At 72.5% G+C, this 25,159-nt stretch carries 30 protein-coding genes; 18 read left to right on the top strand and 12 right to left on the bottom strand.

Annotated elements, in window-relative coordinates; genetic code table 11:
- Positions 1-56 precede the first annotated feature (56 nt).
- Both ADL15_RS43615 and ADL15_RS43610 read right to left on the bottom strand, forming a co-directional pair.
- Complete coding sequence (locus ADL15_RS43615; protein ID WP_067705220.1) at positions 57-1,121, bottom strand: cutinase family protein; 1,065 nt, start codon at positions 1,119-1,121, stop codon at positions 57-59.
- Positions 1,122-1,207: 86 nt separating this feature from the next.
- Entirely contained in the window at positions 1,208-2,077 is an 870-nt protein-coding gene (locus tag ADL15_RS43610; RefSeq protein WP_067705284.1) for an SDR family oxidoreductase, read from the bottom strand.
- A gap of 58 nt (positions 2,078-2,135) precedes the next feature.
- Here ADL15_RS43610 and ADL15_RS52230 point away from each other — a divergent pair, with 58 nt between their 5' ends.
- The 6 genes from ADL15_RS52230 to ADL15_RS43585 all read left to right on the top strand — a co-directional run bounded on the left by ADL15_RS52230 (position 2,136) and on the right by ADL15_RS43585 (position 6,905).
- Entirely contained in the window at positions 2,136-2,261 is a 126-nt protein-coding gene (locus tag ADL15_RS52230) for a DUF1731 domain-containing protein (RefSeq protein ID WP_083972481.1), read from the top strand.
- 444 nt (positions 2,262-2,705) lie between these two features.
- Entirely contained in the window at positions 2,706-3,323 is a 618-nt protein-coding gene (locus ADL15_RS43605; RefSeq protein WP_157441967.1) for a TetR/AcrR family transcriptional regulator, read from the top strand.
- 57 nt (positions 3,324-3,380) lie between these two features.
- Positions 3,381-4,298, top strand: a complete 918-nt coding sequence (locus ADL15_RS43600) for an ABC transporter ATP-binding protein (RefSeq protein WP_067705216.1) — start codon at positions 3,381-3,383, stop codon at positions 4,296-4,298.
- The gene (locus tag ADL15_RS43595; protein ID WP_232344917.1) at positions 4,295-5,023 is read left to right on the top strand and encodes an ABC transporter permease; all 729 of its coding nucleotides are present in this window, start codon (positions 4,295-4,297) and stop codon (positions 5,021-5,023) included. Before ADL15_RS43600 ends, ADL15_RS43595 begins: the two co-directional genes overlap by 4 nt.
- A gap of 29 nt (positions 5,024-5,052) precedes the next feature.
- Positions 5,053-6,267 (top strand): sensor histidine kinase, encoded by a 1,215-nt coding sequence (locus tag ADL15_RS43590; protein ID WP_232344916.1) that lies wholly within the window; start codon positions 5,053-5,055, stop codon positions 6,265-6,267.
- A gap of 17 nt (positions 6,268-6,284) precedes the next feature.
- On the top strand, positions 6,285-6,905 hold the full coding sequence (locus tag ADL15_RS43585; RefSeq protein WP_067705277.1) for a response regulator: 621 nt from the start codon (positions 6,285-6,287) through the stop codon (positions 6,903-6,905).
- On the opposite strand, the gene ADL15_RS43580 is transcribed toward ADL15_RS43585, so the two are convergent.
- On the bottom strand, positions 6,874-8,301 hold the full coding sequence (locus ADL15_RS43580; RefSeq protein ID WP_067705214.1) for an amidase: 1,428 nt from the start codon (positions 8,299-8,301) through the stop codon (positions 6,874-6,876). The genes ADL15_RS43585 and ADL15_RS43580 overlap by 32 nt on opposite strands.
- Positions 8,302-8,454: 153 nt before the next feature.
- Between ADL15_RS43580 and ADL15_RS43575 the strand changes: the two genes are divergently transcribed.
- The 3 genes from ADL15_RS43575 to ADL15_RS43565 are packed head-to-tail and all read left to right on the top strand — an operon-like array spanning position 8,455 to position 10,163.
- Positions 8,455-9,102 (top strand): TetR/AcrR family transcriptional regulator, encoded by a 648-nt coding sequence (locus ADL15_RS43575; protein WP_067705213.1) that lies wholly within the window; start codon positions 8,455-8,457, stop codon positions 9,100-9,102.
- A 45-nt stretch (positions 9,103-9,147) separates the two neighbouring features.
- A complete protein-coding gene (locus ADL15_RS43570; protein WP_067705211.1) occupies positions 9,148-9,657 on the top strand; it encodes a hypothetical protein in 510 nt (169 codons plus the stop codon).
- A 44-nt stretch (positions 9,658-9,701) separates the two neighbouring features.
- Positions 9,702-10,163, top strand: a complete 462-nt coding sequence (locus tag ADL15_RS43565) for a hypothetical protein (protein WP_067705209.1) — start codon at positions 9,702-9,704, stop codon at positions 10,161-10,163.
- On the opposite strand, the gene ADL15_RS43560 is transcribed toward ADL15_RS43565, so the two are convergent.
- Both ADL15_RS43560 and ADL15_RS54740 read right to left on the bottom strand, forming a co-directional pair.
- Positions 10,147-10,545 (bottom strand): VOC family protein, encoded by a 399-nt coding sequence (locus ADL15_RS43560; protein ID WP_067705207.1) that lies wholly within the window; start codon positions 10,543-10,545, stop codon positions 10,147-10,149. The genes ADL15_RS43565 and ADL15_RS43560 overlap by 17 nt on opposite strands.
- Before the next feature lie 38 nt (positions 10,546-10,583).
- A complete protein-coding gene (locus tag ADL15_RS54740) occupies positions 10,584-10,745 on the bottom strand; it encodes a hypothetical protein (RefSeq protein WP_198171268.1) in 162 nt (53 codons plus the stop codon).
- On the opposite strand from ADL15_RS54740, the gene ADL15_RS43555 reads away from it, so the two are divergent.
- Complete coding sequence (locus tag ADL15_RS43555) at positions 10,734-11,108, top strand: hypothetical protein (RefSeq protein WP_083972478.1); 375 nt, start codon at positions 10,734-10,736, stop codon at positions 11,106-11,108. The two genes, ADL15_RS54740 and ADL15_RS43555, sit on opposite strands and share 12 nt — an antisense overlap.
- Here ADL15_RS43555 and ADL15_RS43550 read toward each other — a convergent pair.
- Positions 11,105-11,545 carry a HEAT repeat domain-containing protein gene (locus ADL15_RS43550; protein WP_067705205.1) on the bottom strand — a complete coding sequence of 147 codons (441 nt, stop codon included), beginning with the start codon at positions 11,543-11,545 and terminating at the stop codon, positions 11,105-11,107. The genes ADL15_RS43555 and ADL15_RS43550 overlap by 4 nt on opposite strands.
- A gap of 138 nt (positions 11,546-11,683) precedes the next feature.
- Here ADL15_RS43550 and ADL15_RS53665 point away from each other — a divergent pair, with 138 nt between their 5' ends.
- The 3 genes from ADL15_RS53665 to ADL15_RS43535 all read left to right on the top strand — a co-directional run bounded on the left by ADL15_RS53665 (position 11,684) and on the right by ADL15_RS43535 (position 13,291).
- Positions 11,684-12,136 (top strand): hypothetical protein, encoded by a 453-nt coding sequence (locus ADL15_RS53665; RefSeq protein ID WP_157441966.1) that lies wholly within the window; start codon positions 11,684-11,686, stop codon positions 12,134-12,136.
- 90 nt (positions 12,137-12,226) lie between these two features.
- Positions 12,227-12,793 (top strand): phosphatase PAP2 family protein, encoded by a 567-nt coding sequence (locus tag ADL15_RS43540; protein WP_067705202.1) that lies wholly within the window; start codon positions 12,227-12,229, stop codon positions 12,791-12,793.
- Positions 12,794-12,805: 12 nt separating this feature from the next.
- Entirely contained in the window at positions 12,806-13,291 is a 486-nt protein-coding gene (locus ADL15_RS43535) for an ABC transporter permease (RefSeq protein ID WP_067705200.1), read from the top strand.
- 89 nt (positions 13,292-13,380) lie between these two features.
- On the opposite strand, the gene efeU is transcribed toward ADL15_RS43535, so the two are convergent.
- From efeU to ADL15_RS43520, 3 genes are read right to left on the bottom strand one after another with little or no spacing between them, the layout of a single operon-like run.
- A complete protein-coding gene (gene efeU / locus ADL15_RS43530; RefSeq protein WP_232344915.1) occupies positions 13,381-14,226 on the bottom strand; it encodes an iron uptake transporter permease EfeU in 846 nt (281 codons plus the stop codon).
- Between the two features lie 28 nt (positions 14,227-14,254).
- Positions 14,255-14,563, bottom strand: a complete 309-nt coding sequence (locus tag ADL15_RS43525) for a polysaccharide deacetylase family protein (protein ID WP_198171267.1) — start codon at positions 14,561-14,563, stop codon at positions 14,255-14,257.
- A gap of 59 nt (positions 14,564-14,622) precedes the next feature.
- Entirely contained in the window at positions 14,623-15,306 is a 684-nt protein-coding gene (locus ADL15_RS43520) for a response regulator transcription factor (RefSeq protein ID WP_067705196.1), read from the bottom strand.
- Between the two features lie 110 nt (positions 15,307-15,416).
- Here ADL15_RS43520 and ADL15_RS56130 point away from each other — a divergent pair, with 110 nt between their 5' ends.
- Positions 15,417-17,030, top strand: a complete 1,614-nt coding sequence (locus tag ADL15_RS56130) for a sensor histidine kinase (RefSeq protein WP_232344914.1) — start codon at positions 15,417-15,419, stop codon at positions 17,028-17,030.
- 94 nt (positions 17,031-17,124) lie between these two features.
- Positions 17,125-17,802 carry a phosphatase PAP2 family protein gene (locus ADL15_RS43505; protein WP_067705194.1) on the top strand — a complete coding sequence of 226 codons (678 nt, stop codon included), beginning with the start codon at positions 17,125-17,127 and terminating at the stop codon, positions 17,800-17,802.
- 63 nt (positions 17,803-17,865) lie between these two features.
- Here the strand turns inward: ADL15_RS43505 and ADL15_RS43500 are convergent, their stop codons facing one another.
- From ADL15_RS43500 to ADL15_RS43490, 3 genes are all read right to left on the bottom strand, one after another.
- Positions 17,866-19,479: a methyl-accepting chemotaxis protein gene (locus ADL15_RS43500; protein ID WP_067705192.1), complete on the bottom strand. Its 1,614-nt coding sequence runs from the start codon at positions 19,477-19,479 to the stop codon at positions 17,866-17,868.
- Positions 19,480-19,594: 115 nt separating this feature from the next.
- Entirely contained in the window at positions 19,595-19,966 is a 372-nt protein-coding gene (locus ADL15_RS43495; RefSeq protein WP_067705190.1) for a BlaI/MecI/CopY family transcriptional regulator, read from the bottom strand.
- A gap of 61 nt (positions 19,967-20,027) precedes the next feature.
- A complete protein-coding gene (locus tag ADL15_RS43490) occupies positions 20,028-21,491 on the bottom strand; it encodes a glycosyltransferase family 39 protein (protein WP_067705188.1) in 1,464 nt (487 codons plus the stop codon).
- A 200-nt stretch (positions 21,492-21,691) separates the two neighbouring features.
- On the opposite strand from ADL15_RS43490, the gene ADL15_RS43485 reads away from it, so the two are divergent.
- Genes ADL15_RS43485 through ADL15_RS43475 form a run of 3 tightly spaced genes read left to right on the top strand, consistent with a single transcriptional unit; the run spans position 21,692 to position 25,047 of the window.
- Entirely contained in the window at positions 21,692-22,780 is a 1,089-nt protein-coding gene (locus tag ADL15_RS43485; protein ID WP_067705187.1) for an FAD-dependent monooxygenase, read from the top strand.
- Positions 22,781-22,790: 10 nt separating this feature from the next.
- Positions 22,791-24,308, top strand: a complete 1,518-nt coding sequence (locus ADL15_RS43480) for a hypothetical protein (RefSeq protein ID WP_067705185.1) — start codon at positions 22,791-22,793, stop codon at positions 24,306-24,308.
- Between the two features lie 7 nt (positions 24,309-24,315).
- Positions 24,316-25,047, top strand: coding sequence for a class I SAM-dependent methyltransferase (locus ADL15_RS43475; protein WP_067705183.1), 732 nt, complete (start codon positions 24,316-24,318; stop codon positions 25,045-25,047).
- Positions 25,048-25,159: the final 112 nt, after the last annotated feature.

The raw sequence follows: 25,159 nt of genomic DNA, 5'->3' as shown, positions 1-25,159 counted from the left end.
GCGCAGCGTGGCGACGTCGCCGGTGACGGACAGCAGGATGTGCATGGAACGGCTCCTCAGTGGGCGGCGACGAATGCCGCGGCCGGGGCTTCCCAGCCGCTGTACCGGGTGTAGTAGTCCTTGTGCACGTCGGTGCGGCCCCAGGTGGTCCAATCCGGCCAGTAGCGGAACTTCTGGCGCAGCACCACGCCGGACTTCCAGGTGCCGATCGGGCTGCACACCACGTCACCGACGTAGCAGATCGATGCGGTGGGGATGCCCAGCGCGGTGAGTTGCCTGCCGGTGGACGTGCGGCCGATCGGGCTGGCCGTCACCACGGTGCGCATTCCGGTCAGCGTGTCCTGATACTTCTCGGTCAGGCGGCTCTGCTGCTGGAGCTTCTCGCAGGTGGTGACCGCGTCGCACAACTGGTCGGGCAGCACGCGGTGGATCTTGCCGAGGGCGGTCAGTGCCGTGTACCAGGCCGCACCGCCGACGGTGCCGTCCGCCATCCTGTTCGCGATGGTCAGCGTGCCGCTGCGGGCCGGGCCGTTCCAGCCGTCGCTGGTGGTGGGCTGCCGGTAGTCGGTGTCGTCGGCGAGCGGGTCGGCGATCAGGGCCAGCCCCTCGAAGCGGGTCTTCAGCGCGGGCGTGGTGCGGACCAGCTCGCTGACCGCCATGTGCGCGACGGCGGCACCCTGGCTGTACCCGGACACGATGAACTTCGTGTCCGGGTACTTTCCGGTCAGCCGCCGCAGCTGCGTCTGCAGGATCTGGTAGTTGGTGGTGACCTCGCGCAGGTATTCGTTCCACTGATCAAAACCGGCGCCGAAGGTGGGCACCGGCATCGCCTTGTACCGGTGCAGCGAGCCGGTGCAGGCGATCTTGCCCTGGTAGTGCGGGTCGTCGGCGAACCCGCGGTAGGCCTTGAGCACCCGGGTGCCCATCCGGCCGTCGGCGTCGATCGATGGCTCGCCGCTGCCGCGGACGCCGAGGAACACGTACGCCGGGGCCGTGGCGGCCTTGCCCAGGCCCAGGTTGTTGTCGCAGGGGTTGGCCGGCGCCGCGGACGCCGCGGTGGGCACGGTCAGCACCGCGGCCAGCACGGCCAGACCGACCCACCCGTTTCCCAGCTTGCGCATCGATTTCCCTGCCGTCGTGGCGATCACGGCAGGAGGATTTCACAAAAACCCCTATTTTGTACGTTTAGGACACGCCCCCAAACGGGTCAAATGGTGGCGAAATACCGTCCCCAGTGCGGCCGCCTGCCGTCCACGTCGTCGATGCGGTATTCCTCGGCGAGGTCCCACGAGCTGAGCACCTGGCCGGTGCGGGTGTGCACTTCCGGGTCGGCGGCCAGCGCGGCGATCACCCGGCCGACGAAGTGCGGGGTCTCGGAAGCGATGAAATGCGGATCCTTCTCGGCGCCGTCGCGCCAGTTGTCCTCGGTCACGCCGAAGAGTTCGAGCATCGCCTCGGAGCGCAGGAAACCGGGGGTGACGGCGAGTGCGGTGATCCCGTGCGGGCGCAGCTCCTCGGCCTGCCCGAGGGCCAGCCGGTTGACCGTGGTCTTGGTCAGGTCGTAGGCGAGGTTGCCCCGGTAGTCGTGGCCGAGGCCGTCGGTGACCTCGATGATCAGGCCGCGCTTCTGGGCGATCATGACGGGCGCCACGTGCTGGCTGGTGATCAGGTGGGTGAGCACGGCGCGTTGCCACATGGTCTGGAACTTGGTGAGGTCCAGCTGCCAGAACGGGGTGCCCCACTCGCTGAGCGGGTCACCGCCCCAGATGTCGTTGACCAGCAGGTCGAGCCGGTCGTGCGCGCCGGTGATCCGGGTGATCAGCGCGGCGACCTGCGCGGGGTCGCTGTGGTCGCAGGGGACCGGGATGCCCTGGCCGCCGGCCGCGGTGACCTGCTCGGCGGTGTCCTCGATGGTTTCCGGGCGGTCCATGTCCGAGCGGATGGCGCGGGTGCTGCGGCCGGTGACGTAGACGATGGCGCCGGCGGCGCCCAGCTCGGTGGCGATGCCGCGGCCGGCGCCGCGGGTGGCCCCGGCGACGAGGGTGACGGTCCCGGCGAGTGGCTTGTCCTTCTCAATCGTCTTCACCTTGTTAGTTAACCACGATTAACTAACTGGTGTCGGCCCCGGCCGGTGGGTGGTCCCGGCCCGGCTCATCGACGCGGGATTCACCTTCGACTACCCGCGGTGGGACGCCGCGGCCATGGATCTGGCCGCGCACCGCCGCCACGCTTCACCATCGATCAACGGCGTCACAAGGTAGTCAGAACGGCGGCGAGCCGGTCGCGGTACCGGTCCACGGCTGCTCAGCCGGCCGGGGTTCCTGCCGTTGCCGGAGTGTCACCGGGAACGCCGATGTTGTCCGGGCCGAGTACCCCGGGGCAGGAGCTCGGCAGGACGGTGCTGCCTGCGGGAAGCCCGCACGCTTCGAGGATTTCCGAAGGCAGCGGGAAAGGGAACGTCGCTGAGGGCGAGGGCTCGGGGGTGCTTGCCGGCTTCTCCGAGGTATCGGGATCGCAGCCGCTGAGCAGCGCAACCGCCGTCAGCGCGGCGCACAGCTGGACGAGGCGTAGCGGCATGACAGCGATATCGGCAGCTTCGGTGCCCGCCTGAGCGAGGCGACTGTTCTGGTCTGGTGTGCGACCAGGTCCGGGCGGCGATCGTCTGCCGATGACTGCCGGCGGAGCGGCCCGGTATCGTGCTCGGCATGGCGCGACCCAGGACCGTTGCGGACGAAACGATCCTGGCCGCAGCCGCCGAAGCGGTGGCGACCGCCGGGCCGGCCAACGTGACGCTCGCGCAGATCGGGGGCCGGGTCGGGCTGACCGCGGCCGCGCTGATGCGGCGGTTCGGGTCCAAGGACCGGCTGCTGCTCGCGCTCGCCCGGCACGATGCCGAGGCGCTGCCCGCGCGGCTGGCCGGGGCGGAGTCCGCGGAGCAGCCGGTCCACGCGCTGATCGAGGCGCTGGCGGCGATGGCGGGGGCGGTGCGCAGCACGACCGAGTTCGCCAACCACCTGGCGTTCCTGCTGCTGGACATGTCCGATCCGCGGTTCCAGCAGGTGAGCCGGGAGTACACGGTTGCCGTCGAGGCGGCGATCGGGGTGGTGCTGCGGGCCGGCCGTGCCGCCGGGGAACTCCGGGCCGGGGCGGACGACGAGGGGCTGCCGCGGGCGGTGCACGCCGCCTACAACGGGGCGCTCGTGACCTGGGGGATGGCGGGCGGTGACGAGGAGCCTGCTGCGTACGTACAAAAGCAATTGCTCTTCGTTCTGGGGTCTCGCCTCAGCCGATCGGTTGATCGGGCGGACCAGCCGCCTGGTTGAGGCGGGCCCTTCCGGTGGTCAGTATCGGTCCGGTCGGGGCGGCGAAACGATGAGTGCATGGCAGCAATCATCGAAGTTCGTAACCTTCACAAGCGGTATCGCGACACGGTCGCGGTGGAGGACGTCTCGCTGAGCGTGCAGGCCGGGGAGATCTTCGGGATCCTCGGGCCGAACGGGGCGGGCAAGAGCACCACCGTGGAATGCATCGCCGGGATCCGGGCGCCGGACCGGGGGAGCATCACCGTGACCGGAATTGATCCGTTGCGGGATCGCCGGGCGGCCACCGAGCGGGTCGGGGTGCAGCTGCAGTCCGGGCAGTTGCCGGAGCGGCTGCAGGTGGCCGAGGCGCTCGCGTTGTACAGCTCGTTCTATCCCGAACCGGCCGACTGGCGGGAGTTGATGGACTCGCTCGGGCTGGCCGGCAAAGCGAAGACGCGGTACGGAAAGCTGTCCGGCGGGCAGAAACAGCGGCTGTCGATCGCGCTCGCCCTGGTCGGCAACCCGCGGGTGGCCATCCTCGACGAGCTCACCACCGGACTGGACCCGCAGGCGCGCCGGGACACCTGGAGCCTGATCGAAAACGTCCGCGCCCGTGGCGTGACGATCGTGCTGGTCACCCACTTCATGGAGGAGGCGGAGCGGCTCTGCGACCGGATCGCCCTGATCGATGCCGGACGGGTCGTCACGGTGGACACGCCGGCCGGGCTGACCGCGCGGGCCGGCGTGGAGCAGCGCTTCGAGTTCCGGCCGTCCGCGGCGTTCGCCGACGGGTTGCTGACCGGGCTGCCCGAGGTGAGCCGGGTCGAGCGGCGCGGTGACCTGGTCGTCGTGGCCGGCGCCGACGGTGCGCTGTCCGCGGTGACGACTGTTCTGGCCCAGCACGGAGTCGCGGTGCGGCAGCTGCGGGTGTCGCAGACCAGCCTCGAGGACGCGTTCGTGACCATCACTCAGTCTGTTGCGAAGGAGCAGTCGTGAGCCTCGTCGTCGCGGAGATGAAGCTGTCCGTGCGGGACAAGGTCGGCCCGCTCTGGGGTGTCGCCTTCCCGTTGATCCTGCTGATCATTCTCGGGAACGTGCCGGCCATGCGGCAGCCCGAGGAAGCCAACGGCGGGCTGTCCACGTTCGAGATCTACGTGCCGGTGCTGATCCTGTTCAACCTGGCCATGCTGGCGCTCATCGCGCTGCCGACCACGCTCGCCGGCTACCGGGAGAACGGTGTGCTGCGGCGCCTGCAGACCACACCGGTCGGCCCGGCCCGGGTGCTCGGCGCCCAACTCGTCGCGAACCTGGCCATCGCGGTGGTCGCGGCGGCGGTCTTCCTGACCGTGGCCCGGCTCGGGTTCGGGGTGCACCTGCCGGACAACCCGGCCGGGTTCGCGATCGGGTGGCTGCTGGTGGCGGGCGCGCTGATCGCTATCGGCCTGCTGGTCACCGCGCTGGCGCCGCGGCGCGGGGTGGCCACCGCGGTCGGCACGGTGCTCTACTTCCCGATGATGTTCTTCGCCGGGTTATGGGTTCCGGTCACCCAGATGCCGCCGCTGCTGCGCGACATCAGCCAGGCCACACCGCTCGGAGCCGGGATCCAAGCATTTCAGCAAGCGTACGAAGGGAGCCTCCCCAGCGCCCGACCGGTTCTGATCCTGCTCGCCTACGCGGTGGTGTGCACCGCCGCCGCGATCCGCTGGTTCCGCTGGGAATAGGGTCGGCTCCACAGGGGAGGGGTGAATTCGTGAACAGCGAGATGCCACGGCCGCCGGCCCTGCTGGTGACCGTGGTGCCGTATGTGCTGCTGGCCGCGCTCGTCGGATACACCGCGCTCACCGGGCGCGGCGTCGAGCTGGCGCTGCTGCTGGCCGCGGGCGCGTGGATGCTGGGGATGTTCACCCTGCGTCCCGGGGCGTGGGAGCGGCTGCGGCCGATGGCGGTGTACTTCGCCGGCCTGCTGATCGTCACCACGATCCTGGTGCTGCGCGACCCGGCGTTCGGGTTCTTCACCCCGGTCGCCTACATCTACGCGTACGCGATCCTGCCCTGGCCGTGGCAGGTGCCCGCGGTCGGCCTGGTCGCGGTGGTGGCCGGCGTCGCCCAGGCGTCCGGCGTGGACGGGACCGACGCCCGGGGCGTCGCGATCTACGCGGCCATCGTCGGATTCAACATCGTCATCATGGTGAGCATGGCCTGGGCGCTGCGCCTGGTCGAACGCCGTCAGCTCACCCTGGCCGGTGCGCTCGCCGAGCTGGGCCGGGCGAACCACCTGCTCGAAGCGACCGCCGCCGAGAACGCCGCCCTGCACGACCGGCTGCTCGCCCAGGCCCGGGAGGCCGGAGTGCTCGAGGAGCGCCGGCGGATGGCCCGGGAGATCCACGACACCGTGGCGCAGGGGCTGACCGGGATCATCGCGCAACTGCAGGCCGCCGAGCAGGTCGAGGCCGTTCCGGAGCCGTGGCGGCGGCACACCGAGGCCGCGCAGGGGCTGGCCCGGCAGAGCCTGACCGAGGCCCGGCGGTCGGTCGACGCGCTGCGGCCGGAGCCGCTGGAGACGACCGGCCACCTCGGTGACGCGCTCGCCGAGGTGGCGGAGCGGTGGTCCGCGCTGCAGGGGGTGCCGGTGCGGGTGACGACGACCGGGGAGGTGCGGCCGATGCCGGCCGAGGCGGAGTTCGTGCTGTTGCGGACGGCACAGGAGGCCCTGGCCAACGTGGCCCGGCACGCTGAGGCGTCGCGGGTCGGGCTGACCCTGTCCTACCTGGCCGACGAGGTGGCGCTGGACGTGGTGGACGACGGGCGGGGGTTCGACCCGGACGCGGTGTCGTCGACTTCCTTCGGCCTCGGCATCATGCGGCAGCGTCTTGAAGGTGTCTCCGGGACGCTGCGGATCGAGTCCGAGTCCGGGACTGGGATCTCGGCGCGCGTCCCCCTACCGCTCCCGAGGAGTGACCTGTGACCGACCGCCCGATCCGGATGCTGATCGCGGATGACCACCCCGTCGTGCGGGACGGGTTGAGCAGCATGTTCGCCTCCGCGCCCGGGTTCGAGGTGCTGGGCCAGGCCGCCGACGGGGCCGAGGCGGTGCGGATGGCGCAGGCGCTCACCCCCGACGTGATCCTGATGGACCTGCGGATGCCGGTGATGGACGGGCTGGCCGCGATCAGCGAGCTGGCCCGGCTCGGGGTGGCGGCCCGGGTGCTGGTGCTCACCACGTACGACAACGACAGCCACGTGCTGCCGGCGATCGAGGCCGGGGCGACCGGGTACCTGCTGAAGGACGCGCCGCGGGAGGAGCTGCTGCGCGGGGCGCGGGCTGCCGCGAAGGGCGAGACCGTGCTGTCGCCGGCGGTGGCGACCCGGCTGTTCCACCGGGTGCGGACGCCACCGCCGCAGCTGCTCAGCCAGCGGGAGATCGAGGTCCTCGAACTGGTGGCGGCCGGCAACACCAACCGGGAGGTGGCGTCGCGGCTGTTCATCACGGAGGCGACGGTCAAGAGCCACCTGCTGAACATCTACGCCAAGCTCGGGGTGCCGGACCGGGCGGCGGCGGTCGCGGAGGCGTTCAACCGGCGGCTGCTGATCCCCCGGGGGTGATCGGGGTCAGGGTGCCGAGGCGGCGCTCGATCGCCGCCGCGGCGGTCAGGCAGGTGTCCTCGCGGTAGGGCCGGCCGATCAGCTGGATGCCGGTCGGCAGGCCGTCGACGACGCCGGTGGGGACGGCGACGGCGGGCAGGCCGACGAAGCTCGTCGCGGTGCACAGGCGCATGGCGGTGGTGACCAGGTCGCGGCCGGCCGGGTCGCGGGACTCGAGGCCCGGTGCGACCGGCGGCTGGGTGAAGACCGGGCCGAGCACCAGCGGGTAGCGCTGCAGGAACGCGCTCCAGGAGCGTTGGATGCTGAGGCGTAGCCCGGTCAGGCGCAGGAACTCGGCGACGTCCACGGGAGGTGTCGTGGCCATGCCGAGTTCGATGTAGCGGTGCGCGTCCGGCCCGAGCAGGCCACGGATGGCGGGCCACAGGGGGGCGAATTCGGTCATCACCAGGGACTGGTAGGCGTGCAGCGTTTCGGGCAGGCGGGGGACGTCGGGGACGGGCTCCACGACGTACCCGAAATCCTGCAGTGCTCCCGCGGCGGTCTCGATCGCCGCGACCACCGTGGGGTGAACGCCGAGCCCACCCGGATCGGTGACCACCGCGACCCGGATCCGGCCCGGCAGCGGCTCGCCGTCGAGCGGCACGGGCAGGGCCCGGGGATCCCGCGGGTCCGCGCCGGCCAGGACCGCGAAGACCGTGCGCAGATCGGTCACGCTGCGCGCCAGCGGTCCGTCGACCACAAAGGTCTGAGCACACCATGCGGGATCGTCCGGACCGATGCGATGATCGGCCGCCATTCTTCCGTACGTCGGTTTGAGCGCCGTCACCCCGCAGAACGACGCGGGAATGCGCACCGAGCCGCCGGCGTCGTTGCCGAGCCCCAGCGCGGCCATCCCGGTGGCGACCGCGACGCCGTCGCCGCCGCTCGAGCCGCCCGGGGTGCGCGTGGGGTCCCAGGGGTTGACCGAGTCGCCGAACAGCTCGCTGCGGGTGTGCATCCCGGCGAGGGTGAGGGTCGGCATGTTGCTGTGCCCGATGACGATCGCGCCGGCGGCCCGCAGGCGCGCGACCGGTGGGGCGTCGGCCTCGGCGACCAGGTGGCGGAGCCGGGACGCGCCGTGCGTGGTGGGTGTGCCGGCGACGGCGATGTTCTCCTTGACGGTGAACGGGACGCCGGCGAGCGGGCCTGGCTCTTCTCCGGCGGCGTGGCGTCGGTCGATCGCGGCGGCGTCCTGGTGGGCGCGGTCGGCGAGCACCTGGGTGACCGCGTTGACGGCCGGGTTGACCTCGGCGATCCGGGTCAGGTGCTGGTCGAGCAGCGCGGTGGCGGTGATCTCGCCGGTGCGGACCGCCGCGGCCTGCTGCACGGCGGTCATCCGCCACATTTCGTCGGCCATGGCTTCTGCCTCCTCGGCTCGTCTCTTCCGGCTCGCCTCCTCGGCTCGCCGCTTGGTGAGCCGAGTCTCGGTCTACGTCTCGGGGAAACCGATGCAGGTGCATCGGATAGTAGGGTGAAAGCGATGCGAGCGCATCGGTTTTTGGAGGTGGGGATGAGTCGGCAGAGCGAGCGGGAGGAACGGCGGCTGCGGATCGCCGGGGCGGTCTGCGCGCTCGCCGACGAATCCGGGATGGATGGCGTCACGCTGCGCGACGTCGCGGTCCGGGCCGACGTCTCGATGGGCGCCGTGCAGCGCTGCTTCCGGACCAAGGACGAGATGCTGCTGTTCGCGCTCGCGCATATCGGCGAGCAGGTCACCGCGCGGGTGCGCGCCGGGCTGACCGGCGTGCCAGCCGAGGGCGCGGCGGCACCGGCCCCAGGCGGGCCGACGTCGGGCACGCCGGCCCCGGCCGCAGGCGGGTCGGCGCCGGCCGTGGATGCGCTGGCGCGGGCTGCGGCGGAGATTGCGCTGCTCGGTGACGCGCATCGGACCGAGGCGCGGATCTGGCTCGCGTTCGTGGCGCGGGCCGCGGTCAGCCCGGCCCTGGCCGAGGTGCTGCGCGGCAACTATGCGCAGCTCGAAGACGTGTTCACCCGGCTGATCTCGGCCGCATCCGATGCTCCCGGCGCCCGTGCGGAAGCCCGCGCCCTGCTGGCGCTGGTCGACGGGCTGACCACGCATGTGCTGGTCGGGCATCTCGGCCCGGCCGACGCCGCGCAGGTGCTGCAGGCTCACCTCGATCGGATCGCCGCGTGTTAACTTTTACAACTTGTAGAAGTTGGCAGCGGGAGGCAGTGCAGCGCTATGACGGCGACGCTCGGGGACATCCTGCTCGTGTTTCTGGCCGACTGGCCGGCGACCGCGTATGAGCTGCAGCAACGGCATGCCACCACGTTCGGGGCCGAGCGGGCCGTGGACGTGACCCGGGTGATGGCGGCGCTGAGCCGTCAGGAGAAGCTCGGCTACGTCGAGTTGCGCAAGGGCGCCGCCCGCAAGTCGCCGCGCACGTGCGCGCTGACCGAGGCGGGCCAGTTGCGGCAGCGGGCCTGGATCCTCGACGTGCCGGACGAGCTCAGCGGCGCCGAGATCCTCGACCGGGTGCTGCTGGCGATGGCGGCGACCGACCGGCCGACGTTCGAGGCGGTCGTCGAGCAGTGCCTGACCGCGCTGGACGCCCAGCTGCCCCGCCGCCGGCACCGGGCGGTGGTCTCGGCGCCGTACGCGCTCGCCGAATATGAGGACGTGGTCGCCGCATCCACCCGGAAATGGCTGCGTGAGCTGGTCGGACGCCGCCGGGAACGGGACGCGGCCTGACCCTCGGCGCCTCAGGTGCGGGCCGGGAACGCCGATGGCTGAGTGTGGCAGTACAGACCTATGAACGCACCGCGATCGTCAGGCACAAGGCGCCGCCCCAGCGCCGGGCGCGGCATGCCGCGCCACCGTCCCGGCTCGCCGTCGGGCTGGCCACCGGTGTCGCGATCGTGGCCGCGTTCGGGTCGGTGGCCTGCGGATATCTGACCATCGGCAGCGGCGTCAGCCGGGCCGCCGGACCGGCCCCCGCGCTGCTGGCCGCCGAACGCGCGTGCCAGGAGGCGGTTCGCGCCGCGTTCGCCCCGGACAGCGCGCAGCCGGACTTCTTCCAGGCGTCGATGGACGACGTGAACGTGTGGGACTCCCACCCGGCGGGCGCCGCCGTGGTGGTCAGCGGCGACGTGGAGTGGACGCTGACCGCCGGCGTGTTCGGCCCGCACCTGCAGACGAACCGCTACACCTGCACGGCCAAGACCCAGGACGGCCGCATCGTCACGTCGGTGACGTGACCTCGTTGATCTCGATGAGGTGACCGTCGGGGTCGCGGACGAAGGCGCGCACCTCGCCGCCCCAGGCCGGCGCGGCCGGGGTGGTGAGCAGGGCGATGCCCGCGGCCACCAGGTCGGCGCACGCCCGGCGGCAGTCCTCGACCTGCAGGACCAGGGCGGCGGTGACGGTGGGGGAGGTGCCCTCCGGAGCCCGCAGCGCGAGATCGGGGCGGTCCGGCGGCGGATCGCCCGGGGACGCGAGATGCAAGACCTTTGCACCTGCGGTGAGCTTTGCGTACGTGGGCCACTGGACCGTGGGGTGGAAACCCAGGCGGCGGTAGAAACCGACGCTCTGCGCGACGTCCCGCACCACGATCAGCGGCGCGAAATCCGAGATCTGCACGGGTGCGCTTCCCTTCGGAGGCGACAGGCAGTCGCACCTTACCGCGTACCGGCCGGGTAGTGCTTGCGCAGGTCGGCGGTGGTCATCCGGTCGAGCACCCGGTCGGGCAGGGCCTGCACCATCCCGCCGTACCGAATGAATTGCTCTTTTGTCATCCTGGCGCCGAGGTCGCGGATCGCCGCGGTGCCGTGGCCGGCCATCGCGGTCTGCACGGTAGCGAGATCGTCTTCCGGCAGCCGCGGGACGCCGACGAGGTCCGGCTCGTGCTGTCCGCCGCGTGGAACGATCCTTACTCGTCGTATGCGGTGGACGGGGACGCGCATTGGACGCTTGACCTCGTACGAAAATGGTGGGCGGACCGGGACCGGCTGGCGGCCTGGATCGACGGACTTCAGCAGGCCTGGTCGGTCAGTGAACGGGCCGACGAGCGCGACAACGCGGCGGGCCTGCGGGACTACGGGCGGTATCTGGCCGACGGGCTCGAGGCGGATCTCCGCGGGTACGGATTCTGGCTGGACCACCGGCGGGCGCCGCGACCCGGCGAGACACTTCCCGATCTTTAGGCGCTCGCCTCGGTGAGCAGCCGGGTGGCGCGGGCGGCGGCGGCTCGGACCCGGGGCGTCGGGTCGGCGGCGAGCCCGGCCAGCTCCGGCAGGGCGTCACCGACCAGGTGCCGCGCGGCGACCTTGGCGGCCATCTCGCGAACCCGCCACGCCTCGTCGGCCAGCGCGGTCCGGACCGCGGGCACGGCGCGGTCGTCCCAGTTCCACAGCAGGCCGCGCAGACCCCAGACCCGCAGCCAGTAACGGTCATCGCGGGGCGGCCCGCCGATGAAGTGCCGCCCGGCCGGTCCGCCCAGCACCAGGATCATCCCGGGGTCGCCCTCGCCGTCTGCGATCAGGCGAAGGCAGGCCTTGACCACGGCTGCGGGCCCATTGCGGACGCACTCCGCCGCGATGCTCTGCCGGGGCGTGACACCCCAGCGCGACGTGATCGGCATGCGGGCCAGTATTCATCAGACCGAGAGTCCGGGCTCGCCGCTCGGCAGGAACCTGCCGGCGCGAGCAGCGGGGTTCAGACGGGGAAGTGCGACTGGGTACGATCCTGCGACTCAACTCAGGGCGAGGAGATCAACGTCGTGGACGGTGCGGAGTTCGAGCCAGGCGATCACTTGCTCGTCTCGTGCGAGCCGCGTCGCGTCGAAGTGGCGAGTGCGGACCAGTTCTACGTTTACGTGCGTTGTCCCTGGCGGCAACCGGATCCCGCGTCCCGGTACCGCTGGGATGGAACGACTGCCTTCCGCCGGGACCCGGAGGATTACGACTTCGATCGGGTCTGGCGTCTGGATCCTCCGCCGGCTCAGTTGCAGACGGGTGACTCCTGCGAACTGTCGATCCCCGCGATCGAGGTCGTCGTGACGTCGTTCACCCGGTACCCGGCACCTGAGGACATCGGCTGGCTTCCGCGGCCGTTCGCGGTGCTGGCCGTCGCCGAGGTCTTCGACGACCGGGACGAGGAGGACACGGCGCAGGCGCTGTACCTCAGCGAGGCTGTACCGCTCACAATCGAGCGCCTGGGCAGACTCCCGTAACCCGCGGCGACTGGCCTCCCTGAGATATCGCTGAACGAGCGCACCCGGCGCTTCAGCCGCTCCACAGCGGGCGGCGGGCAGCCTGCGACGATGAACTACTGGCTGTTCGAACTGGTCAATGGTCGGGCGGGACGCTCCGACGGTCTCGACGACGTGATGGAGTTCGTGGCGACCTGGCTGATCTACCCGGTCTTCGTGATCGCCGGAGTGCTCGCCGCCCGGGCGCTGTGGCAGCGGCGGATCCGCCCGGTGGTCGAGCTCGGCGCGGCGCTGGTGCTGGCGTTCCTCGGCGCGATCGGGATGTCGCACCTGAGCGGGCAGGTCCGTCCGTTCCAGAGCCACCAGGTCCACCAGCTGCTCGCCCACGATCCGGGGGTGTCGTTGCCGAGCGACCACGCGACCGCCGCGTTCACGATCGCGTGCGGCGTCTTCGTCTTCCTCGGCCGCCGGTGGGGTGTCGTGCTGGCCGTGGCGGCCGCGATGATCGGGCTGGCCCGGGTCTGGGCAGGCCTGCACTACCCGGGTGACATCGCGGCCGGCGCCGCGCTCGGACTGCTCGCCGTCGGTCTGGTGGTGATCTGCGGCCGGGTGCGACCGGCGACCGCGCCACCGAGGCGGCCGGGTGCGACCGGCGGCCGGGCCACCGCGGAGATCTGACACAGTGCCCGGATGAACCAGCCGACGATCTCGACAGGACCTGTGCTCGGCGTGGTCCTCGCGGCCCTCACGCTGATCGCGGTCGCGGCGGCGATCGCCGGTCGGCTCGGGGTGAGCCGTGCCGTGGTCACCGCCACGGCGCGGGCCGTCGTGCAGCTCGGCCTGGTCTCGCTGCTGATCGCCGCGGTGCTGCGGTCGTGGTGGTCGACCGCCGGATTCATCGTGCTGATGGTGCTGGTCGCGGCGGTCACCTCGGCCCGCCGGGTCAGCACGCTGCGCCTCGGCTGGCTGGTGATCGTCGCTTCCGGCACGGTGCCGCGCAGCGAGGTGGCGGTGCTGCCGATCGCCGGGATCCTGATCGGCGGCGGGTCCGCGGTGCAGGCCGGGGCGACCCAGCTGCTGGTGCTGGTCGGGCTGCTGGCCGCCGAGGCGATCGCGGCCGCGGTCACCCTCGAGCTGGTCGCGGGCAGCCTGGTCGGCCGCCTGTCCCCGCGCTGAAGCTGGCTTTTCCCCGCGCTGAAGTCCGCTCTCCCCGCGCTGAGGCCGGCTTTCTTTGCGCTGACCCCCGGACCGATCGGGGGCCGGATTCAGGCGGGCGTCACGGCCCGCTTCGCCGCCGGCCGCAAAAACAAGACCAAGATCAAGATGGCGTACGTCAGCCACGCCGCGATCTCCAGCACCGTGGCCGACGAGGTCACGTTGATCGTGGCGGCGAGCACCGTCCCGTACCAGGAGGTCGGCGCGATCGTGGCCGACCAGTCGTAGGCGACCGCCGTCGAGCCCGGCAGCAGGCCGGCGACCTGGAACCCGTGCACGGCGTATTTCGCGATCCCGGCGGCGACCAGCACCAGCAGCACGCCGGTGCCGGTGAACAGGCGGCCGAGGTTGACCCGGGCCACCGCCGCGTACATCAGAACGCCCAGCAGCACCGCGGAGACGACGCCGGCCAGCATGCCCAGCAGCGGGGCGACGGTCTCGCTGGCGGCCTGCGCGGCCGAGAAGACCAGCAGCACCATCTCGACGCTCTCCCGGATCACCGCGACGAACGCGAGCGCCGCGACGGCGAACCGGCCCAGCCCGAGCGCCTCGGTGAGCTTGCCGGTCAACTCGGACTTGATGGTGCGGGCGCTGCTGCGCATCCAGAAGATCATCCAGGTGACCATGGCGACCGCGACCAGCGAGGTGATCGCCTCGAACAGCTCCAGCCGCACGCCGGAGAGCACCGAGGTGGCCACGTACGTGAGGATCGCGCCGAGCGCCGCAGCGCAGAGCAGGGCGAGCACGACCCCGGCCCAGAGCGGGAGCAGGCCGTCCCGGCGCTGGGAGCGGGCCAGTAGCGTGACCAGGATCGAGACGACCAGCGCGGCCTCCAAGCCGTCGCGCAGGCCGATGAGGTAGCTGGCGAAGAACGCGCCGCCCACGGGTGTCTCCAAGCAGTTAGCCAGCCTTACCTGACTGCCGTCAAACTCCTACAGACTGTAGGTAAATGTCAAGTCCGTGCTCGTGCAGCGGGCCGACCGCGAAGCCCCGGGCCCGGCAGCGGACCAGGATCGCGGGCAGGGCGCCGAGCATCGACTCGAAGGCGCCCGGTGCGGCGCTGTGGTCGCTGTCGTGCAGCAGGATCGTGCCGCCGCCGGACAGCCCGCGTCGCACCGCGCGGAACACCGAGTCGGGGGTGGCCGACGCGGTCCAGTCCCGGCCCCACGCGGTCCAGAGCACCGGGGTCAGGCCGAGCCGGCGGGCGCCGAGCAGGGCGGCGGTGCTGGCCACCCCGTAGGGCGGGCGTCACTGATCCCGGTCGCCGTCGAGGTGCTGCGTGCGCGCCGGGTTCAGCCCTCCTCGGCCAGGCGGTAACCGGAGCCGCGGACCGTCTCGATCGCGGTGCGACCGAACGGGTGGTCGATCTTCTTGCGCAGGTAGCCGACGTAGACCTCGACGATGTTCGGGTCGCCGTCGAAATGCGCGTCCCAGACGTTCTCGATGATCGCGGTCTTGGTCATCGCCTGGCCCCGGTGCCGCATCAGGAACTCCAGCAGGGCGAACTCGCGCGGGGTCACCGCGATCGGCTGGTCCCCGCGCAGCACCCGGCGCTCGGCCGGATTCAGGCTCAGGTCACCGGCGCGCAGCACGGCGGGGCGTTCCGGCGCGCCCCGCCGGATCAGCGCCCGCAGCCGGGCGATCAACACCACGAACGAGAACGGCTTGATCAGGTAGTCGTCCGCGCCCAGGTCGAACGCGTCGGCCTGGTCGTAGTCGCCGTCCTTGGCGGTCAGCATCAGGATCGGCGTCCACACCTCACGGGTGCGCAGCTGGCGGCACACCTCATAGCCGTTAAGTCCGGGCAGCATGATGTCGAGCAGGATCGCGTCGTAGGCGCCGTGCGGGTGCTCGGTGGCCGTCCACAGCCCCTCGGCCCCGTCGTGGACCAGGTCGACCGTGAACCCTTCCTGGGTGAGCCCGTCCCGGATCGTCTCCGCCATGGCCACCTCGTCCTCCACCACCAGCACCCGCATCCGACCGCCTCTCCGCGTGACCGACCCGGCAGGCTGCCCGCCGGTCGCTGAAAAACCGCTGAAGACCTCTTTCAGGGCGCCTTCAGCAAGCCGCCGATAGCGTGACCGACATGCTCCAATTGTTACGGCGGCGGCTCGGTGTGCGGATGCGGTCGGCCATCGCGGCCGGCATCGTCGTCATCGTCGCGTCCCTCGGGGTCGGCGCGATCCTGCTGGTCACCGCACGGGGCATCCTGCTCGACAACGTCACCACCGCGGCGAACGACCGGGCCGCCCAGGTGACCACCGCGCTCACCTCGGGCAACACCGGCGCCCTCGAGGTGGCGCTGCGGACCTCGCGCGCCGGTCGCAGCCTGGCCCAGGTCGTGACGACCGGCGGTGAGGTGGTCGGCGCGTCCGCCGCGATCGAGGGCGCTGCGGCGATGTCCACGCTGCGCCCGGCGGTCGGCCGCCGGCTGACCGAGACGAAGGATCTGCGCCTGGGCGAGGGGGAGCCGTGGCGGATCCTGGCGATCGGGGTCGACAGCCCGTCCGGCCAGCGGGTCGTGCTGGTCGCCGAGTCGATGGACGCGGTCGCCGACAGCACCGAGGCGATCCTGACCGCCATGCTGCTGGGCCTGCCGGTGCTGGCCGTGGTGGTCGGTGTCGCGACGTTCCTGTTCGTCGGGCGCACGCTGCGCCCGGTCGAGGCGATGCGCCGGCAGGCCGCGACGATCACCGCGACGAACCTGCACGCCCGGCTGCCGCTGCCCGCCGCCGACGACGAGATCGCCGCGCTCGCCACCACGATGAACACCATGCTCGACCGGATCGAGACGTCCGCCGCGGCCCAGCGCCGGTTCGTCTCGGATGCCAGCCACGAGCTGCGCAGCCCGCTCACCACGATCCGCGCCAACGCCGACCTGCTGGCCGGCGCGGTCCGCAAGCGACCGCCCGCGGTCGAGGAAGAGGCGGGCGGGGCCCGGAACCGGTCAGGCGCGGCCGGAGAAGCGGTCGGGGAAGAGGTGGGCGCGGTCCGGAATCGGGCAAGCGCCGCAGGGGAAGAGACGGGCGCGGTCCGGAATCGGTCAGGTGCGGCCGGGGAAGCGGCGGGCGGGGTCCGGGGCCCGGCGGGCGCGGCTGAGGACGAGAGTGGTGTGGCGCGCGCGGAGCGGGACGACGCAGACGAGCGGTCGGCTCGCAGCATCGAGCGGATCCGGGCCGAGAGTGCGCGGATGTCGCGGCTGGTCGAGGACCTGCTGCTGCTTGCCCGGGTGGACGACCAGCCGGCGCCGCCGCGCCACGAGGACGTCGACCTGGACGACCTGGTTTTCGCCGAGCGGGAACGGGTCGGCGTGGAACACCCCGCGCTGCGGATCGAGGGCGGCGTCTCGCCGGTGCGGGTGGTCGGCGACCCCGACCAGCTCACCCGGGTGCTGCGCAACCTGGTCGACAACACCGTCCGGCACGCCCGCGAGCGGGTCACCATCGGCGTCGGGGCCCGGGACGGGCACGGCGAGATCGTGGTCGGCAACGACGGCCCGGCGATCCCGGCCGCCGACCGGGAACGGATCTTCGACCGGTTCGTCCGGCTCGACGACAGCCGCTCCCGCGAGGGCGGCGGCGCCGGGCTCGGGCTGGCGATCGCCCGCGAGATCATCACCGCCCACCAGGGCACGCTCACCATCGACGACCTTGCCGAGGGTGCCGCCATGCGGATGCGGCTCCCGGTGGGGCTGCAGTGAGTCCCGGGTCGGGCATGCGGGTCCCGGCTCCCGGTAGGGCCGCAGTGACTCCGGGAGCCGGGCACCTACAAATTGTAGGGGATAGGGTCGGGGGATGACGGTGCAGACACGCGACCACCTGGCCTTCGCCTCGACCGTGGTCGGCCTGTCGGCAGCCGCGTTCGTGCTGCTGGCCATGGCGGTGGCCGGACGGGCCGGCCCGCTGATCAGTTTCGACACCGTCGTCAGTGCGCACGCGCACGCCGTGGCGCTGGCCCACCCGCTCTGGCGTTCGGTCATGCTGGCGGTGACGGCGACCGGCAGCACCGTGGTGGTCGCCCCGCTCGGCGCGCTCGGTTGCTTGATCCTGTTGGCTACCGGCCGGTGGCGGCAGGCGGTGTTCGCCGCCGCCGCGCTGACCGTGGTCCCGCTGGCCCGGCTCGCGGTGCTGGCGCTGGTCGCCCGCCCGCGCCCGGTCGACCAGCTGGCCCCGGCCGCGAACTACTCGTTCCCGTCCGGGCACAGCACCACCTCGGCCACGGCGGCACTGGTCCTGGTGCTGGTCTGCTGGCCGCTGCTGCGCCGCCGGGGCCGGGTCCTGCTGGCGGTGCTCGCCGGGGCGTGGGCGGTCGCGGTCGGGGTGAGCCGGGTGGCGCTGGTCGTGCACTGGCCCACCGACGTGGCCGGCGCCTGGCTGTTCACCGTGGCCATGGTGCTGACCGTGGGCCTGGTGGTCCGCCGGACGCTCGGCCCTGCGGATCAGCGCGGCTTGATCAGCTCGCCCGGGTCGTAGACCGCCTCACCGGTCCAGGCCAGGGAGAACACCGCGAGCCCGAGCGGGCCATCGCGCCGGTCGTCAGTATCGGAAGCCTCGGACCAGTTCCCGCAGGTCGCTGGACATCCGGGCGACCGTGGCGATCTGGCCCTGCGACTGCACCACCTCGGCCTCCGCCTGCCGGGCGCTGCCGGCCACGCCGGTGATCGTGGCGGCGATCCGGGCGCTCGCCTCGGCGGCCTCGGCCACGCTGCGCCCCATCTCGCCGGTCGTCGCGGTCTGCTCCTCGACGGCTGCGGCGATCGCTCCCTGGTAGTCGTTGATCTCGTTGATCACTTCGCCGATCCGGCCGATCGCGGCAGCCGCCTCGGAGCTGGTGGACTGGATCGCGCCGATCCGGCGGGCGATGTCGTCGGTGGCCGCCGCGGTCTGCTGGGCGAGGTCCTTGACCTCCCCGGCGACCACGGCGAAGCCCTTGCCCAGCTCGCCGGCCCGGGCCGCCTCGATCGTCGCGTTCAGCGCCAGCAGGTTGGTCTGCTCGGCGATCATCGTGATCGTCTTCAGGACCTGCTCGATGTCGGCGGAGCTGCGGCCCAGCTGCTCGATCGTGGCCGTGGTGCCGGTGACGATGTCGACGGCGTCGCTGGCCACCGCCGCGGCCTGGCCGGCGCTGCGGGCGATCTCGCTGATCGCGGCGGTCATCTCGCTGGCGCCCGCGGTGACCGTGCTGATGCTGTGCGAGGCGCTGTCGGCGTCGCCGGACACCGTGCTGAACTGGGTGGCCAGGTCGCTGACCCGATGCGAGATCTGGTCGCTGCTGGTGGCGAGGTGATCGGCGGCGCCGCCCAGGGTGTCCGCCGACTCGACGATGGTGCCGACCGTGTGCCGCAGTGCGGTGTTCGCGGCGACCAGCGCCGCCCCCATCTGGCCCAGCTCGTCCCGGCCGGAGACACCGGGGTCACCGGTGAGATCGCCGGCGGCCAGGTCGCTGAGCACTCCGCGGACCCGCAGCAGCGGCCCGACGACCACCCGGGCGACGAGCACACCGATCACCAGGGCGACCACGATCACCAGCAGCGAGATGATCACCATGATGGTGCGCTGCCGGCTCTGCTCCGCCGCCGCGGTGACCTTGGTCTGTTCGCCGGCGGTGCCCTCGGACGCGGCGAGCTCGTCCAGCGCCGCGCCGAACTGCTTGTTCGCGGCGTCCAGCGCGCCGCCCGAGGCGATCAGCGCCTGGCCGCGGGCGGTGTTCCCGGCGCGGGCGAGCGGCACGAACTGCTTGTCGCGGACCTCGCGCCACTGACTCAGGCCCGCTTGCGCCTGGGTGATCAGGGCGGTCCGGGCGGCGTCCAGGGTGCCGTGGTCGCTGACGTATGCGGTGATCGCGGCGTCGGCGTCCGCATCGGTTTCGGTCATCTTGGTGATGACGGCTTCCTGGGCCTGTCCCGGCGGCAGGATCAGCACATCGCGGATCTCCACCCGGGAGTCACCCTGCATGTCGCGCAACGTGACCAGGTCGTTGAGCGGCCGGGCGACCTGGTCGTACATCACCTGGGTGCGTTTGCCCTCGGCGGAGAGCGCGGCCAGCCCGGACCAGGCGACCACGGCGATGCCGATCGCCGCCAGCACGACCGGGGCCAGCACCTTCACCTGGACCGAGACATCCGCTACCCACGAACGTGTCCGGCTCATGTCGTCCCTTCCCGCCTGCTCCGTCACCTGTCGTCAGGATGCAGTGCCGGGTGCCGAGACTCACCCGGTTCCGGGTATTGGGGCCCGTTTCGCGGCGGTTGTCAGACGGCGAACGTCATGCCGAGCGGCCGGCTTCGGCGAGCAGCGCCCGCAGGACCGCGGCGTCGGACGCGTCCAGCCCGGCGGCGAACTGCTGCAGCGTGGCGTGCCGATCGGTGCCGGCCGGCAGCGCCGCCCGCATCTGCGCCGCGGCGGCCGTCGCGGCGTCCTCGGCCGGCCAGTACTCGTGGCCGCGCCCGGCCCGGCGCCGCTGCGCCTGGCCCTTCTCGTGCAGCCGGATCAGGATCGTCTGCACGGTGTTGTACGCGAGGTCGTCCCCGACCTCCTGCTGCACCTGGGCGGCCGTCATCGGCGCGTCCGCCGACCACAGCGCGGCCATCACGGCCGCCTCGAGCGCTCCGGGCCGCCGCCTGTCCTTCGTGACCATCCTGACCTCCGCGGCCAGGATATCGGCACACCGGTATCCGTGAATGACCGCGAATGCCGGATCACGGGGTGGTGCGCAGGTAGAGCGCCATCGTGCCGTTCTTCACCGTCCACAGTCCGGCGCGCCGGAACCGGTCGTGCAGCAGCCGCCGCAGGTCGGGCCGGGTGGCGACCGGATCGGCGAAGCGGCCGTTGGCGACCAGCCAGATCCGGTCGGTGCCGGCGAGCCGGGTGACCGGGTCGGTGTGCTCGGCGGCGGTGAGGGTCGCGGTCTGCGCCGCGCTCCGGCGCAGCAGGACGTCCTGCGGGCGGCCGCGGTCGGCGCGCAGGTAGTAGTCGAGCCCGGCGCGCATCGTGCGGCCGCGCTGGAACACGATGGCGTCGCCGGGCTGCTGTCCGCGTTCGATCACGGCGGCCAGCGTGCGGTAGTCGCTGCCGTTCTTGATCGTCGGTCGCCGGACCGCGAGCTGCCCCGGCACCGCGGCCATGGCGAGGACCGTCAGGGCCAGCAGGCTGCCGCGACGGCTCCGGTACAGCCCCGCCGCCGCGATGATGGCCGCCGGCAGCAGGATGAACAGCAGGTACCGGTTCACCCAGAACGAGACGCCGGCGAACGCGGCCGCGCAGATCAGCGCCGCCGGCAGCAGCGCGACCGCCGCCATCTCGACGACCGGCCTGGACGGCCGGATCAGGGCCAGCCCGAACAGCCCGAGCAGCAGCCAGGCCACCTCGGGCGAGCCGGCCAGCAGCCCCGGGAACGAATAGACGGCGCCCAGCGTCATCGGCGGCATCCAGTGCAGCTGGGTGTCCCGCTGCTGCAGACCCCACCAGATCAGCGGCGCGACCACCACGACCGTGGCCAGCACCGCGGCGCACCACGGCAGCCAGCGCCGCCACTCGCCCCGGTACCGGACCAGCAGCACCGCGGCGTGCCCGGCCAGCGCCGACAGCGCCACCAGGCTGAACAGCCCCAGCACCGCGATCGCCGCGGCATAGGCCGTCCACCGGCCGACCCCGGGCCGCTCCACCGCGCGATGGAGCAACAGCAGCGCCAAGATCGAAAAAAGGCAGGCTATCGCGTACGGGCGGGCCTCGGCCGCGTACCGGGAGATGTTCGGCACCAGGCACAACAACCCGCCGGCCAGGGTGCCCGCCGCCGGGCCGAACAGGCGCGCGCCGAGCGCCCCGGTCAGCGCGGCCGCCCCCGCCATCGCCAGGATCGACGGCAGCCGCAGGCTCAGCACCGAGTCACCGCACAGCTGGATCCAGACGTGCATCGACAGGTAGTACGCCCCGAACACCGCGTCGAGGTGGTGGATCAGCTGCCAGATCTGCCCCACCGAGCGGTGCGCCACGTCGGCGGTGGCGATCTCGTCCCAGCTCAGGACGGTCCGGGTCGGCCGGATCAGCCCGATCACCAGCATGGCCACCCCCGGCCCGGCGATCGGCAGCCACCGCCGGGCGCTCCGGTTCGCCGTCACGGCGCGGACGGTGGCGCCACCGGGCCGGTCGAGGGTGATCGTCATCCGCTCACCGTTCCGGCCCGCCCTTGAACCGACGCTGAGAACGTCACTCGACCCCGCCTCCCCGTTCTGTCGCCGCCTCTGCTCACGGCGGCGATGGCGGCGAGCGTGCCACACCGGGACCACCCGGCCGCGGCGCCGACGGTCCCGGCCCCGACCGGGACGGCGGTTCACCGGGTTTGCCCGGCCCCTAGGCTGGGGGAATGGCGCGGACAGCGGTGATCGTGGGCGGCGGCATCGGTGGTCTGGCGGCCGCGGTCGGGTTGCGCCGGATCGGCTGGGACGTCACCGTGCTGGAGCGCGCGCCCGCCTTCACCGAGGTCGGCGCGGGCCTGTCGCTGTGGCCGAACGGTCTGCGGGCGCTCGAACTGCTCGGGCTGCGCGAGCAGGTGATGGCCCAGGGTGTGGTCGAGGCCCGCGGCGGGGTGCGCAGCCGGACCGGGCGGTGGCTGTCGCGGTCGAGTTCCGCGCAGATCGAGCGCCGGTTCGGGTCGCCGCTGGTCGTGGTGCACCGGGTCGACCTGATCCGGATCCTGCTAGCCGCACTGCCCGCCGGCGTGCTGCGCGCCGGCGTGGCGGTGACCGAGCCTCCGGAGGCCGATCTGGTGGTCGGCGCGGACGGGCTGAACAGCACGATCCGGGCCGGCCGGTGGCCCGGGATCATACCGCGCTACGCCGGGCACACCGCCTGGCGGATGATCACGAACCCGGTGCCGCCGCTCGCCGACGGCGCGGTCACCTGGGGCCCGGGGGAGCGGTTCGGGTTCACCGCGATGGCGGCCGGCCGGGTCTACTGCTTCGCCACCGGCACGGTCGGCGCGGGCCGGACGAGCGCCGACGGCGAGTATGCCGAGCTGCGCCGCCGCTTCGGCCGATGGCCGGATCCGATCCCCGCACTGTTGGCGGCCACGTCACCGGAGTCGGTGCTTCGCCATGATGTGTACGAGCTGCCGCCCCTGCCGTCGTTCGTCACCGGCCGGACCGTGCTGCTCGGCGACGCGGCGCACGCGATGACACCCAGCCTCGGCCAGGGCGCCTGCCAGGCACTGGAGGACGCGGTGACCCTGGCGGCGTGCCTGGACCGCGACGGCGACGTGCCGTCGGCGCTGGCCGCCTACGACCGGGTGCGGCGGCCGCGGACCCAGGCCGTGGTGCGGCGTGCGTCCCGGCTGGGCACGATCGGTCAGCTGGCCTGGCCACCGGCGGTGTTCGCCCGCGACGTCGCGGCCCGGCTCACCCCGGCGGCCGTGACCCTGCGGTCGATGGCCCCGATCCTCGGCTGGCGTATGTGATCATGACCGGGTGCCGGACTGGACCTACCACCCTCTGCGGCCGGTGGCGGCCGCCGTGCTGGGCCGGCGACGCTCGCAACTCCTCGCGCTGCGGGCGCTGGGCGCACTGACCTCCCGCCCGGGCGGCGCCCGCCTGGTCGCCACGCTGTTCGCGCACCCCCGTGCCCCGGCCGGTGTCGCGGGGCGGCTCGGCGCGGTGGTGCCGGTGGAGGTGGCCCGGGACGCGATCCGGGCGCTGCCGGTCCAGGGCGCCGACGTGATCGAGGTGGGACCGGTCGGCGCCGGCGACGTGGCCGCGGTTCGCGAGGCGGTGGCCGGCCGGCGCTGCGTGGTCATCGTGCGCGCCACCAGCGAGGACGTGGCGGCGCAGCTCACGCCGTACGTCGAAAGGGTTTTTGTCGGTGAGGACAGCGACCTGATCCGCCTCAGCGACCCTGCCGTCGCGTCGGCGGTGGCGGCCCTCGCCGACCCGGCCGTGACGGTGCTGGCGACGCCCGGGGTGCTCCTCGACGCCGGACCCGGCTGGTTCCAGCGGGTCATCGAGGCGGTGACACCGGTCGAGCGCCCACCCGGGCTGCGCGACGTTCCGCTCGACCCGCGGCGCTGGCCGGCGTGGTGGTGGGGCGTGCTGGTCGGGCTCGGCATGATCGGCGGCGGGCTGGGCGCCGCGGTGATCACCCTCGGGCCGGTGCTGCTCTGGTACGACAACGACTACCTGCGGATGAACCGCGAACAGCTGCACGCGGTCAACCACCACCTGGTGCACTTCCTGCAGCACGACCGGATCACGATGGCCGGCACCATGATCGCGATCGGGGTGCTCTACACCGGCCTGGCCTGGGGTGGCATCCGGCAGGGCTGGGCGTGGGCCCGCACCGTCTACCTCGTCTCGGGCGCGGTCGGCTTCCCCACCGTGCTGTACTTCCTCGGCTCCGGCTTCGTCGAGCCGCTGCACGCCGCGGTGACCGTGCTGCTGTTCCCGATGTACCTGATCGCGGTCTGGCGGCGCCCGGCACCGCCGCGCTGGCGCGTGCTGCCGGACGGCCCGGAACGTCTCCGGCAGCGCGCCCTGGTCGGCCAGCTCCTCATGATCATCACTGGTCTGGGGCTGCTGGCCGGTGGCGCGACCGTCTCGGTGGTCGGGCTCAGCACGGTGTTCGTCCCCACCGACCTGACGTTCCTGGGCACCGACGCCGCCCACCTGGAGGCCGCGAACGCCCGGCTGCTGGGGTTCATCGCCCATGACCGGGCCGGTTTCGGCGGTGCGCTGATGGCCGCCGCGCTCGGCGTGACCCTGCTCAGCGCGTGGGGCTGGCGCCGCGGCGAGTCCTGGGTGTGGTGGACGCTAGCCCTGTCCGCGGCCGCGGGTTTCGGCCCGGCCGTGGTCGTGCACGTCCTGATCCACTACACGAGCTTCGTGCACGTGGCCCCGGTCTACATCGGCATCATCCTGACCACGGTCGCCCTCACCCTCGCCCGCCCCTATCTGTGCGCCGTCTCTTGCCCGGTGGGCGGTGCGCCGGTTTGATCGAGGGATGGCTCTGATCGCTTATGACAGTGCGGACGCCGCGGCGTTCGCGCAGACCCGGCACCTGCGCGACGACGACCTGGCTGTCTGGCGGGCGGCGATCGGCCGGTATCTCGAGCCCCGGCCCGGGATGCGCCTGCTCGACCTCGGATGTGGCACCGGGAGCTGGGCGCGGGCGTTCCGCACCTGGTGGCCCGACGCCGAGATCCTGGCGGTGGAGCCGTCCGCGGCGATGCGCGAGCGCGCGGTGGTCGAGCCGGTGCTGGCCGGCAGCGCCGAGGACATTCCGGTCGCGGACGCGAGCCTCGACGGCATCTGGCTCTCCACCGTGATCCATCACGTCGCTGACCTGGAAGCGGCCGCCCGGGAGATCCGGCGGGTGCTGAAGCCGGGCGCGCCGGTGCTGATCCGGTCGGCGTTCGCCGGTCGGCACGAGGCGATCAGCCTGTTCCGCTGGTTCCCGGAGGCCGTCGCGGTACTCGACCGCTATCCGAGCATCGCCGGGGTGGAGGCGGCGTTCGCCACGGCCGGGTTCAGCACCGCGGGCTGCGAACCCGTGGCGCAGGTGACCGCGCCGTCGCTGGCGGTGGCCGCGGCCGGGCTCCGCCGGGAGGCGCACACGCCGCTGCAGCTGATCAGCGACGAGGCGTACGCGGCCGGGGTCGCGCGGCTGGCCGAGGCCGCTCACACACCGTCCGGGCCGGTGGTGGATGCCCTGGACCTGTTGGTGCTGCGGTAGGTCGGGTTCTAGATCCAACGCCGTTCAGTTAGGGCTGGGTGGCTTCTGTCAAGATCAGGACGTTGATCTCGGTGGTGGCTTGGTAGGTGGTGCGGTCGATGTTGGGGCCGCG

It is taken from the genome of Actinoplanes awajinensis subsp. mycoplanecinus (assembly GCF_001509495.1).
In the GTDB taxonomy this organism is placed as follows: domain Bacteria; phylum Actinomycetota; class Actinomycetes; order Mycobacteriales; family Micromonosporaceae; genus Actinoplanes; species Actinoplanes palleronii.
The sequence above is the reverse complement of the archived record's forward strand: the minus strand, read 5'-3'. Positions and strand labels throughout refer to the sequence as shown.